General features: G+C 39.8%; 12 protein-coding genes. 7 read left to right on the top strand and 5 right to left on the bottom strand.

Annotation, left to right across the window (positions count from 1 at the left end; all coding sequences use genetic code 11):
• Positions 1 to 4: 4 nt before the first annotated feature.
• From MmiHf6_RS03590 to MmiHf6_RS03575, 4 genes are all read right to left on the bottom strand, one after another.
• A complete protein-coding gene (locus MmiHf6_RS03590) occupies positions 5 to 1,024 on the bottom strand; it encodes a triphosphoribosyl-dephospho-CoA synthase (RefSeq protein WP_316558336.1) in 1,020 nt (339 codons plus the stop codon).
• A 234-nt stretch (positions 1,025 to 1,258) separates the two neighbouring features.
• Positions 1,259 to 2,422, bottom strand: coding sequence for a methanogenesis marker 9 domain-containing protein (locus tag MmiHf6_RS03585; RefSeq protein ID WP_316558335.1), 1,164 nt, complete (start codon positions 2,420 to 2,422; stop codon positions 1,259 to 1,261).
• A gap of 55 nt (positions 2,423 to 2,477) precedes the next feature.
• Entirely contained in the window at positions 2,478 to 2,966 is a 489-nt protein-coding gene (locus tag MmiHf6_RS03580) for a hypothetical protein (protein WP_316558334.1), read from the bottom strand.
• The gene (locus MmiHf6_RS03575) at positions 2,896 to 3,105 is read right to left on the bottom strand and encodes a hypothetical protein (protein ID WP_316558333.1); all 210 of its coding nucleotides are present in this window, start codon (positions 3,103 to 3,105) and stop codon (positions 2,896 to 2,898) included. The genes MmiHf6_RS03580 and MmiHf6_RS03575 overlap by 71 nt, the downstream gene beginning before the upstream one ends.
• A gap of 361 nt (positions 3,106 to 3,466) precedes the next feature.
• Between MmiHf6_RS03575 and hisI the strand changes: the two genes are divergently transcribed.
• The 6 genes from hisI (at position 3,467) to MmiHf6_RS03545 (ending at position 9,942) form a co-directional block, all read left to right on the top strand.
• On the top strand, positions 3,467 to 3,895 hold the full coding sequence (gene hisI, locus MmiHf6_RS03570; RefSeq protein WP_420891319.1) for a phosphoribosyl-AMP cyclohydrolase: 429 nt from the start codon (positions 3,467 to 3,469) through the stop codon (positions 3,893 to 3,895).
• Positions 3,896 to 4,187: 292 nt separating this feature from the next.
• Positions 4,188 to 5,696 (top strand): hypothetical protein, encoded by a 1,509-nt coding sequence (locus MmiHf6_RS03565; protein WP_316558332.1) that lies wholly within the window; start codon positions 4,188 to 4,190, stop codon positions 5,694 to 5,696.
• Positions 5,697 to 5,890: 194 nt separating this feature from the next.
• The gene (locus MmiHf6_RS03560; RefSeq protein WP_316558331.1) at positions 5,891 to 8,065 is read left to right on the top strand and encodes a PINc/VapC family ATPase; all 2,175 of its coding nucleotides are present in this window, start codon (positions 5,891 to 5,893) and stop codon (positions 8,063 to 8,065) included.
• A gap of 246 nt (positions 8,066 to 8,311) precedes the next feature.
• Positions 8,312 to 9,328: an endonuclease/exonuclease/phosphatase family protein gene (locus tag MmiHf6_RS03555; protein WP_316558330.1), complete on the top strand. Its 1,017-nt coding sequence runs from the start codon at positions 8,312 to 8,314 to the stop codon at positions 9,326 to 9,328.
• An 18-nt stretch (positions 9,329 to 9,346) separates the two neighbouring features.
• Positions 9,347 to 9,700 carry a hypothetical protein gene (locus MmiHf6_RS03550; RefSeq protein ID WP_316558329.1) on the top strand — a complete coding sequence of 118 codons (354 nt, stop codon included), beginning with the start codon at positions 9,347 to 9,349 and terminating at the stop codon, positions 9,698 to 9,700.
• A gap of 74 nt (positions 9,701 to 9,774) precedes the next feature.
• A complete protein-coding gene (locus MmiHf6_RS03545; RefSeq protein ID WP_316558328.1) occupies positions 9,775 to 9,942 on the top strand; it encodes a hypothetical protein in 168 nt (55 codons plus the stop codon).
• A gap of 149 nt (positions 9,943 to 10,091) precedes the next feature.
• Here MmiHf6_RS03545 and MmiHf6_RS03540 read toward each other — a convergent pair whose 3' ends face one another.
• On the bottom strand, positions 10,092 to 10,553 hold the full coding sequence (locus MmiHf6_RS03540) for a hypothetical protein (protein ID WP_316558327.1): 462 nt from the start codon (positions 10,551 to 10,553) through the stop codon (positions 10,092 to 10,094).
• A 310-nt stretch (positions 10,554 to 10,863) separates the two neighbouring features.
• On the opposite strand from MmiHf6_RS03540, the gene MmiHf6_RS03535 reads away from it, so the two are divergent.
• Positions 10,864 to 12,363 carry a hypothetical protein gene (locus MmiHf6_RS03535; protein WP_316558326.1) on the top strand — a complete coding sequence of 500 codons (1,500 nt, stop codon included), beginning with the start codon at positions 10,864 to 10,866 and terminating at the stop codon, positions 12,361 to 12,363.
• Positions 12,364 to 12,529: the final 166 nt, after the last annotated feature.

The following is a 12,529-nucleotide window of genomic DNA, read 5'->3' as shown; positions in this document are numbered from 1 at the left end:
AATTTTAAATCTTCAAACCTTCCAAAATCGCAATAAAAATTCCTGCGGCGGTAATGTCCGCAAGCGATCCCGGATTGAGTTTTTCGTTTTGGAATTTTTGATCCAACTTCAAAATTTCAGGCGTCATCTTTTTCAGATTCTTCGATTTTTTCAGCTTTTTCATTAACTTTTCAGCTCTTTTTCGAGCATCTTCCGCCTTTTTATCCCCGTATTTCGCGGCGATAAACGTATCCGGATAAAGCGCCAAAAATTCCAAAAACGTGTACAAAATTGCGCTGTTTACGGCACTTTCGATACGTTTTTCGGGATTTTCTTCAAACCAAACTTTGTTCTTTTGAAGCTTTCGGGCAAATTTCTTGGACTTTTCAAATCCGTTTACCCATTCGGCGGCAATCATATCTCTGTCAGATCCCATTGCCATGATGTCAAAGAGAGGAATGTTTTCAAGCCGAATCTTTTCAATCGCGGCAGCGCTTGCCAAATCCAGTTCGTAATCTTCTTTTCCTTCTTCCGTTTTTTGAACCGGAACCAAAAGCGTTCCGTACGCCTTGTAAAAACAAATCGCGTCTTTTGATGTCGTTGTTCTGCAAATTTCAGACGCCTTTTGAGTGACCGCATTTCCGATTTTTTTACCCGACTTCTTTTCCGAAGCCGCAGACGTTTCGCCGTTCAAATTTCCGCCATTCAAATCACTCAAAACATGTCCGGCCGCAACCGAAAGCGGCAAAAGCAGAATCAAAGTTCCGAAATGCGTATTTCCGCCGCTCTGCATCGTTTGACTTTTTAAAACCGCTTCATAAAAAAGCGGGCCGAACGCGGGAAGATCCGCATCAGACGCTGAATCGATACTTTTCAAAAAAACAGGCTGAACGGACAACGCCGACGCCAAAAAATGCTCGTATGTCGTGTCTTCAAAATCCTGAAGCCGGTGAACATTTCCGGGCTTCGGATAAGACGACGCTTCCAAAATCATGGAAAGAGCAGCAGACACTGCAATTTCTTCATTTAACGGAACTTGAATCATTTTTTCTCCGCCTCTTGTTTTGTTTAATCTCTGTGTTTAATTTTTAATCCGTTTTTTATGAATTATTTAAATTATTATGAAATTTTATTAATCATTTTATGTTTTTATTTACTGTTTTTATTTACTGTTTTTATTTACTGTTTTTATTACATACTTTTTGTACATATATATTTCAAATATATTTCAAATCATGTGTTATTTCAAATGTCTTATTTATTTCAATGCTTATTTAACTCATTCAGAAGCGGTTGATTTCTTTTCATCAATTGCATCCAAGATTTCTTCGGAAAGTTTTCTTTTCATTTTCATATAATCTTCCGGTGAAATCCCGAGTTGTGAAAGCGATCCGTCACGATAAAAACACGGTTTTGTTCCCTTGCAGCACCACGCCAAACTTCCGAAACACGTGTCTTTGCCGCCTTCAAGCGGCGTTCCTTTGACGGCATCCTGCTTTAATTTAACGAATTCTTCAGACGTAAAGCCGACCTCTTCAATTCTTTTGAGCAGACCGCAATATTTGACCGGCGGGCAGCAGAACGCAAGACCGCGATTGTCGCCGCGCTTGCAGACATGCTTTGGCGCATTGTACCAGCCCGTTTCCTGCTGATATTCAGTAATCTTTTTGACAAGATGCGGAATAAATTCAGGATCGTCGACTGCCGCGCGCGCAACAGAAACCATGTCCGCGCCGCTTGAAAAAAACTCAAGCGCGGCATCAAAGTCATCGACTGAATTGTTCGCAATAACAAGCTTTCGCGTCGCATTTCGAATTTGAGCAATCGCGTCAATGTCAGCGCCTTTTCCTTCAATCATCGCATCCGCATGAATCATATTAACGCCGACCGCATCAAAAAATTCGGCAGCCATTCCGGGATTGACAACATTCGTTCGGAATTTGACCGACAAAACAACGCCCGTTTCTTTTATTTTTTGAATCATTTCGGCAAGCTTCCGCGTGTCTTTTAACAGCGATTGTCCGAGACCGCATTCCGTAAATTCAGGCTGTCTGCAATGAATATCCAATTCCATAATTGCGTTTTTGCTTTCGATCAATTCCGCCGCTTTTAAAAGCGGTTCAAGCGCTGCGCTTCTGACACTGACAGCCGGAACCGTTTCAGGCATTTCCGCCTTGACATAATCAATTTCATTTTCGATCTGAATGAAAACATCGCTGCCGACATCTTCGCCTGCGGTAAATTCCGTTCGCCCGCGCGCGGCAGCTTCGGCTCCCGCTTTTTCAGTCGCTTCATCCAAATTATAAGCGCCGAGAATAACAACGCCCGCGTTTTTTGCGTTCGCCGCGGCAAATTTGCCGTCAGTGACACCCGCCATTGCCGATAAAACGATCGGGTTTTTAATTTCAATGTCGCCCGCTTTTAAATTAAATATATTTTCCATTTCATTTCCCCTCTCAATGTGAATATTTCTGTGAGAGAGAAGAACGAGAATCTCCTTAATAAATTCTTTTTTTATTTTCAATTTGAATTTTACCGTTCTCAATCGTGTATTTAAGTATGTTTCCGCTTGCGTCGGCACCTTTGTATTTGCAGATGAATAACAGGCGCTCAAGTTTTCCCCCGTTTTCCTTCATCTGAAATCGAATAACGGCGTCCGCCAAGTGAATCAATCTTTCTTCGTTTTCCTTTGAGAAAATTTTACCGTGAAGACATCCGACTGCAATCTGCCGGATGTCCTCACAGTTTTGGTGTTTCGTATTTTTTTGCATGTTTAAAGCCGTTTTTAATTCCTTAACAAAGGAGACTGTTTGGCGTTCTTCGTTTTTATGCTGAGCGGGGTATTTTTCAGTGCTGCTTTCGTTCTGAAACAGTTCGCTGAGGCTTTCAATGAAAATGATCATTTCCAAATCACCCTCAACAAAGGCTTCCTGTTCCGTTCGGCAGACGGCCGGATTTGCCGTTTGCGCTGCATTTTTTGTTTGCATTGCTTTTTCTGTTTGCGCTGCTTTTACTTTTACTGTTTGTATTGGTTTTTGTATTGGTTTTTGTATTGGTTTTTGTATTGGTTTTACGTTTGCTGTTTGTATTGGGTTTTTCTTCCCAAAACACATTTCTTTCCAACAACACCGATTTTCCGGCGTTATTTTCAAAAATGCGCAGTTGTTTTTTTCAGGAGCTTCTTTTTCAGCGGACCTCCCTATTGATTTCTCAATTTCCGCTGAAAAATAAGCCATTCCCTCATCATCGTTTCCGGTCAATAAGAGAAACGTACCGTTTTCAATCTTATTTTCCGTCAATCGGTCAAATTCGGGGATTCCTGTTGTGAAATTTGAAGCCATTGTTATTCCACAAAACAACCATACACATTCCCTTATAAACCGCTTGTCTTTTTGTCAAAATCGAAACTTTTATATATTCAACAAGAGGCTTTTCAGATATGGACAACTCAAAATGCAAATGCGGCAATGACTGTTCCAATGAACAAATCAATGAACAAGTCAATAAATGCGGCACCGAAAATTCAAACAACTCATTTTCATCAGACGCCGTCAATTTTTCCGAATTTAAATTTGAGAACGGCTTGATTCCCGCAATTGTTCAGGATATCGATTCAAAAGAAGTTCTCATGTTCGCTTACATGAATGAAGAGGCTTTGAAACTGACTCTAAATACAAAAATCGCTCACTATTGGAGCCGCAGCCGCCAATCCTTATGGAAAAAAGGCGAAACTTCCGGTCATGTCCAAAATGTCAAACAAATCCGGTACGACTGCGATGCCGATTGCCTTTTATTGGAAGTCGATCAAATCGGAGGTGCCTGTCACAACGGATATCGTTCATGTTTTTACCGCACGGTTGACGGAAAAATCGTCGGCGAAAAAGTCTTTGATGAAAATGATGTTTATTCAAAATAAAATTTAACAATCAATGTCGGTTTAACTCATTTTTATTGATTTTCTATTTTCTTTTTTATTTCTATTTCTTTTTTATTTCTTTTTCTTTTTTATTTCTATTTCTCATTTTGTTCATCTTATCCGCCCTCCCATGTCCATTTTATGTTCATTTTATGTTCATTTTATTCCGTGTTCCTGTTTATTTATTTATCATTCGAAATATATATATTTGAGTAAATTCTATATCTTGTATTGGCAAAACGGGCTTTAGCAATGTGCACTCTATCTCTACGAATTCAGGTGGCGCAAAGCTATGATTCAAAAACAAAAGCAAATATTGATCGTTCTCATCGTTCTTCTGGCAGTTGTCGGAATGATTGGTGCAGGATGTCTTAACAAAAATGAAAACAACACTGACAAAAACGGTTCCGCACCCGCAGGATCAACATCGTCAGGCAGCAGCAATACACATAACAGTTCCGGTTCGACACAAACGACGCCCGGCAGTTCAACGCCGTCGTCTAATTCTTCGGCAAATACGCAAACCTCTTCTTCTTTACCTGATGTCGTCGTTGCAAACCACGACGGCGGCAGCGGCGGCGGTAGCAGCCGCAAGAGCAATACTTCTGAAAACACGTCTCCTGCAATGCTGGGCGATTCTCCGATGGTTTCAGAATTCAATGACACAAACGATCCGAACATCAAAGAAGTGCATATTTATGTGCCGTCTTCTGAAATTTCCGGTCAGGCTTTCAGTTTGCAAATTCCCGCAAGCATCACCGGATTTGAAGTCCGTTCTCCAGAATTGATTGACAACAATTCTGTCACGACAAAAGCAAAAACAATCAGCTTTAATTTCACCGAAAATGCCGCCGATCAGTCGGCCGTGAAAAATTGGGGTTCTTTTGACTTGAACGTGACGTGCGGCGATACTGTTTATAAAGTTTCATTCTATTCAAGCGCTGTTTTCAAAGCCTCGGCCTCAGCCGGCGGTTCTTTTGAAATGGTTGAAATCCCGAAAGAAGATGACAACCGCGCTTATTTTGAAAGCACTGTTGAAGCCAATTCTTCAAAAACAGTTTCATCCGAATTGATGAGAATTTTATTCACTTTAACGCCCGATGAAGGTAATGTCGGCATTTTGGTATTGACGGACAGTCAGAACCAATCGGTTCCTTTGTCTCAAACCGGATTAAACACTTATGAAACAACAGCCGCCGTTTCACCCCAAACATATGCGGTTCAGGCAGCATTTGAAAAAGAAGTGACCGGAACCTACGCTGACGGTTCGGAAATTCGCATTGAGCAGAATTTGAACTCTCAGGCGCAAGGAAAAACAATTTATTTGTATGTTCCGGCAAACGAATTGTCAGAAAAAACATTGACGATTCAGCTGAGCGGTACTGTGACAGCTGTTCCGACAACTTTTGACACATCCATTATTTCGGCAATCAATGCAAACGGCAGTTCCGGTCTTGATATTGTTTTGGTATCTGATTTGTCCGGTATGCAAAACGGCGGTGTCGGACTTCCTGACGCTTCTTTTGAAGTTGAAACAAGCACCGGCACTTATAATGTTTCAATTCTGCAATCCGCTGTGCTGAAAATTACGGTCGGATCAGGCTGTACGCTTACTACAGAAAGCGGTTTGAGCTTGGAAGAAGGCGAATATAATTATGTTGTCGATGTCAATTTCGCCGATACTTTTACAAGCACCGGCACCGCTGTTCTCAAAAAGAGCGGAACGGAAGATGCGACTTTCACACTCGGGACAGCTTATACATTTGCCGAAAGCAGCACCTATGAATTGACAATCTCTTAAAAATGAAAACCTCTTAAAAATGAAAACCTCTTAAAATCATAAAATCATAAAAAATATTTTAAGAGCCGCAGAATGGTATAATTTTACCATTCTTCTTTTTTTCTTTTTCAAATATTTTTTCAAACATTTTTTTCTTTTTTTTTCAAATATTTATTTCAAACATTTATTAATACAAACAAAGCCTGTTTTTCTTTATGACTACCCGAAAAACTTCTTCTTCAAAATCACAATCTTCAAAATCACAAACAAAAACGTTCCGCTCCGTTGAAACGGAAGCCGACGGCTTTCAATTTGATTACGATTCGGACGCCGTTTTTCCGACAGACATTATTGTCGCGGACACAAGCGCCGTTATCGACGGCGTTCTTTCAACATCAATTACCGGCGGCAGATACAAACCCGTTGAAAACGATGTTTTAGAAGTTATCATTCCCGAAGCTGTTTTGGCGGAACTTGAAAACCAAGCCGACAGCAAAAGAGAAACAGGTGTTTACGGCATCGACGAGCTTTTGATTCTCAGACAAATGGATGAGGAGGGACAAATTCAGCTTAAATTTGAAGGCAATCGGCCGACCGTTCACCAAATCCGTGATGCGAAACTCGGTGAAGTGGACGCGCTCATCCGCCAAACGGCAATGAATGTCGGCGGTCTGTTTGTCACGTCCGATAAAGTACAAGCGATCGTCGGAAAAGCGCGCGGCTTAAATGTTGATTACGTGCCGCCCGTCATCCGCGAAAAAGAAGCCGACGTTTCCGATTTGTCCGTTCTCTCTTTCTTTGACGATCAAACCATGTCCGTTCACTTGAAAACGAATGTGATGCCGATGGCCAAGCGCGGGTCTGTCGGGGAAATGAAATACCTTCCGATTCGGGACACGCTTTGTACGGCGCAGGAATTGGAGCGTATCAAATCCGAATTGGTCCATTTTACGAAAATCGATTCCGAATCTTTTATTGAAATGGAATACAACGGCGCTTTGATCCTTCAAGTCCGCGACATGAGAATTGCGATTACGGAAGCGCCGTTTTCGGATGATTTTGAAATCACGATCGTTCGTCCGATCGCGCATGTCGATTTCGAAAAATATCAGGCGAATGACATTCTGAAAGAAAGAATTTTGCAGCAGCGCGGCATTTTGATTGCGGGATCTCCCGGCGCGGGGAAATCGACTTTTTCAGCGTCTGTTGCCAAATTCCTTTTGGAAAACGGCAATGTTGTTAAAACAATGGAATCGCCGCGTGACCTTCAGGTGCCGACGGAAATTACGCAGTATGCGCCGCTTGAAGGCAAAATGGAAAACACGGCAGACCTCTTGCTTCTCGTTCGTCCCGATTATACAATTTATGACGAGGTCAGAAAAACGCAGGATTTCATGTTGTTTGCCGATATGCGTTTGGCAGGCGTCGGCATGATCGGCGTCGTTCACGCGACAAGAGCAATTGACGCGGTTCAGCGCCTGATCGGCAGAATCGAACTCGGCGTCATTCCGCAGGTCGTCGATACTGTTATTTTCATTGACAAAGGTCAGATTTCAAAAGTTTATACGCTGGAATTTACCGTCAAAGTGCCGCATGGCATGATGGAAGCGGATTTGGCAAGACCCGTAATTATTGTCAGTGAAATGACTTCGGGCAAAACCGAATTTGAAATTTACACTTACGGCGAACAGGTGGTTGTCATGCCGGTCGGTCCGGGAGGCGCCGCGTCGCCGACGGAGCGAAAACCGTTTTGGGCGGAAACGGAGGAGATGCTTTCCGAAGAAATCGAACGCTACGCGTCGGGACCGTTTGAGGTCGAATTGATTTCAGACACAAGCGCGGTTGTTAAAGTGAAGACGGCGGATAAAAAGAAAATCATCGGGCGCGGCGGCGATACGATCAACCGCATTGAATCGCACACGGGTCTTCGAATTGATGTCCGTGAAATGCCGGCTCATTATTTTTACGCCAAGAAAAAGAATGAAAAAAATCACGCCGGTGACAGCGACAGCGATGGTCGTTTTGACGGTTATGATGCCGGTGATTATGATGAATATGCTTCACAACGCCGCAAAAAGCGTTCTGTTTCAAAAACCGATGAATTTGATGCATCGGAATTCGGCGGCTACGATGATGTTTCTGATGAATACGGCAACAATCCGGAATATGTCATTCCGATTTTTGAGAAAACAAAAAAGCATTTTATTCTCCGCGTTCCCGAATTTTCGGGCAAAGACGTTGACGTTTTCATTTCAGGTAAACCGTTTTTCAGTGCAACGGTCGGCCGCGGCGGGGACATAAAGCTTCGAACGGATTCGGAATTGGTTGACAAAATTAAAGACGGATTTAGAAACGGAGAGTTGATTGAAGTCCGCTTGTCGGGCAATTGATCGGAATGATTTTCATTTCGTCTTCTTTTTTAGAAACTTTTATATACTTTAGTTATGATTTATGGTTTGTAGTTAATTATTTAATTTTGATATTTTCTTTAGTTGTATTTTACATTTTTTTTCTAATTCTAAAATTTTGTTCAAATTTTGAGTAGTTGCAACATTTTGTTACTATTGATGTCAAATATTTTACAAGCACGATGCATCAAAATAATAGGTATTTAAAACACAATTCCGGATCGAATTGTGAAGGCTAAAGTAACAGGATGTGAAATTTTGAAAATAGTTAGTTGGAATTGTTCCTATGGTAGATTTCCTGAAAAGTTTGAACAAATTGTAAAATTGGCGGAAGCCGATGTGTATATAATACAGGAATGTCCGAATCCGAATTCCGAAGAAATATCAAATTTATTAAAAAAATTCGGCATTCAAAAACCATTGTGGGTTGGGCATAAAAGTAGGGACGGGACATCGGGACTGGGGATTTTTGTCAAAAATGATAGAAATTTTTCAGAATTGGAACATGATATCGATGATGGTAATCTCAGATATTATCTCTTTTGCAAGGTGGATGATCTTAATATTCTTGGAATTTGGGCACACACAACAGAAAAAGGGTATTATTCCCCGTATTTGAGAGAATACCTTGAGAAAAATGAACAAAGGATTGACAACAACTGTGTTATTGCAGGAGACCTGAACCTTGACATGAAGCCTGAGAATGGACGTATTGCAGATGTAAATGCAATTTACAAATTATTAGACGAGAAAGGATTGATCAGTGCCTATCACAAACAAACTGGTGAATCATTCGGCAAAGAAACGGAAAAAACCCTTCACAAGAATGGGCCATCCACACATATTGATTATGTTTTTGCAGCTAATGAAAAAATTAAATATGCAGAATTGGGGCAAACAAAAGACTGGATAAGTTACAGTGATCATGTTCCGCTCCTTGTTTCATTGGAAACATCTAATGTCAAAAATACATCAGACAAGCCTATTGTAAACACAGACAATATAGTTACTAATAGTGATGTCAAAAACGAATCAATTGGATTTAAAACAAAAACCGTAAGTTCCAAACAAATAAAAACACGTTCTTCTGATAGTGATGCCGTTAAACGCGGTCTTGAATTGATTGAACAGAACGGAGTCGCTTACTATTATATCAAAGGATATTCTAGAAAGTATCAGGCAAAAACACCCGCCACCCTCCGTAAAGATGACAAGGAGTGGGGAATTGAAAGATTTGAAGAGTGATACGGAGGAGACATTTAGATGATCGAATTGGTAAACCTTACACCACATGATGTAGTCTACATTGATGTTGATGGTGTGAAACACATCTTTGAGAGCAAAGGGGTATTCAGAGTTCCTACTGAACGGGTTCTTACGAGACGAATGTTATGGAATGGAATGGAAATTCCTGTGTACAAATTAGGATCCAGACATGATAAAGCAAAGCTTCCTGATGAAATTGATGATGTTTTTTATATTGTTAGTGGAATAGCAAGGGAAGCATTTCCCGGGAGGAAAGACTTCATAAGTCCTGCAACTGCATCCGAAGATATTGTAAGGGGAACGAATGGAACTGTAGTCGGAGTGAAAAGTTTTGTGGGAAACGATAAGTAATGAGGAGTTACAAAAATCAATCATGAAATCGCAAAATTATTAGCTTTATTATAGTAATTTACAGGAGATTTAAAATGGCAAAATATATAATCAATATTGAAACGGATTGTGAAGAAAATGAGGAAATTACGGATGATCTTTGTGATTTGTTTAGGAATCTCACATTCAAGTACAAAGAAGTCTATGGTGACGTTATCGTAAATGGAGAATTTATTTACGGATGTGGTAAAGGTGAAATCTAAAAATAAATATTTTTAATTCAGCTGTAATTGGCTGAATTCATCTTTATTTTTTGCTGCCCGCGCGCGAATCGCTCAATTTTTCAAAACATTTTAAAATCGTGATTCGTTTTTCATAAATCGTCTTAACAGGATTCCGTTTTATTATGATTTTATTCAAGATTCGTTTCGTTTATTATTTTTAATACGAATTCTCTGAGTTCATCTTCCGATGCCGGATATCTCTCTGTTTTGCGGTCAGCTAAACTGTTTGCTTTGCCGTTATAATATGCAAAAAAATCGTTGATTGCCATTCGAACAATAAAAGATTTACTTTTTTTAAGAAGGTTTGAAAGCTCTTTTAATTCATCGTCTACAAATTTATTATAAGAGACGGATATTTGTTCCTTTTTTATTTTTTCAGCTTCTGTGTCTGTGATTGCTGAAATGAAATCATTAAAATCCGTTTCGTTTTCACAAAATGTCAGTTTTCCTAAAAACATTAAAATGGCAGTGTTTACGACATCTGAGACAGATCCGAACTGTTTCGTTGAAACAAGTGCTTCCATTTTGTTTTTTATATGAGGACTCACCGCTAAAGAAATGGATAACTTGTTGCGATTTGATTGACTCATAATCCTTTTCATGAGTTGAGAGAATATTATGATTCTTGATACAGTTGTGTCTGATTTTTATTTTATTGGTGCATCAGTGTCTATTTTTCAACAACTATTAAATATAATAACTACAATTGTATTTATCTGGCGATTTGGTTCTGATTGAATTTTTGTGTTCGGGGATTATTATTCATTATCTTGTGAACTTTTTAGTCCGTTCATAAATTTTTATCCGCTACATATTTCGCCGGTTTTATCGGAATTATGTCCGTTTTAAATTGAAATATCATTGAGAGAAATTTATCTCTGGGCAATGAGGGTTTACATTATGATAATTAATAAAAAGCAATATCTTTTGATTTTGGTTGTGCTTCTTGCAGTCATTGGTCTTGCCGGCGCAGGCTGTCTCGGCTTTGGCGATGATGACAATGCGACAAACGGAACTGGCAACGGTACAAGCAACGCATCCAATAACACAAGCAATGCGACAAACAACAAGACAAACACTTCCAACACAACGAATACGACATCCAACACTTCTAATACGACAAATACAACAAGCACGTCCGGTTTGCCTGATGTTGTGTACGCCAATCAAGGCAGCGGCGGAGGCGGCGGAAGCCGTAAAACTTCTCCTTCTTTCTCTTCAATACTGAATCTTTCTGACTATGATTTGAAAGTTGATTTATTTGTTTACAATGAAATAGTTGAAGAAGATGATGAAACATACAACATATTGGTCGTTGGAATTCCTGCAAAAGAAGTTTCCGGAAATACAGTTGAAATTACTATGACCGGCACTGTATCCAATGTAGAAATCCTTATGGATGAAGGAGCGGATATTGATCCTGACAGTTTTAAAACGAGCGGCAAGACTGTATCTTTCGATTTTCAAGATGAACCTGATTTAGAAAATGATGATCTTCTTATAACAGTTACAGTCGGTACAACTGATTATTATGTCGGATTTGTGGATTTTGCCTATTTCTTGACAGACGTCGGTTCAAACGGTTCAATGACTCTTATAGATGATGAAGAGTATGCAGAAGTTGTGTCAGGAAAGAAGATCATTCCGTGGGTTGGAAAGGCTATATTCTCCTTTACGCCTAAATCCGGTTACGTCCGTTCCGATTTTGCATTGACGGACATTGATGGTGATGATGTTTCAACGACACCTATCGGTTATGATTATAAATTCACTCCCGAATCTAAAATCTATAATGTAGCAGTTTCTTTCGAAATGAAAACAACAGCAACCGTTGACGGAAATGCTAATTGGTACATAGACCAGAATTTGATTGCAGAGAAAAATGTATTCATTTACATACCCGGTGATGAAATTGCAGGAAAGTCATTGGCATTTGAATTTGCGAAGAGTGTTTCAGCAAATACAACCGAAAATGCGAATATAATTGATACAATTGAAACTGCCGGCAAAATTGTTACTGTCAATATGAAACCAGGCATTGATTCCAACGATTTCGAAAATGGCGGTGTAAATCCCACTGAGGTCAGTTTGACTGTTACAACTGATGACGGTACATTTAACGTCTATATTTTGAACTCAGCAGTTTTGAACTTTATATTACCGGTCGGTGCGGAAATCTATGAAAATGATGTGAAAGTTGATTCAATTTCCGCAGGCAAAACAACAAGGTATGTTGAGGATGTTGGCAGCTCTTATACGTTTACTGCGAAAATCAATGGTGCAGATGCAAAAATTATATTGACTGAAGGTGTCAGCGGCACTCCTGAACCCTCAGAAAGTACAGTAATTTTGGGTCCAGTTACAGGTATTACATATACTCTTGAAGTTGTTGAAGCTTAAGAACGGCATTCATTTGCCTTTCTTATTTTTTCTTTTTTATTGATTTTCAATCATCCGCCGCGCGCAATCTACGTCATTTTTTTAAAACAATTCTAAAATCACTCGTCGTTTTTCATAAAATTAAAAAGGAATCATGATAATTCTTTATCTATATCACGATTCATCA

Origin of the sequence: Methanimicrococcus hongohii (assembly GCF_032594095.1) — an archaeon.
Taxonomy (GTDB): Archaea; Halobacteriota; Methanosarcinia; order Methanosarcinales; family Methanosarcinaceae; genus Methanimicrococcus; species Methanimicrococcus hongohii.
This window is presented reverse-complemented; position numbering and strand designations above follow the sequence as displayed.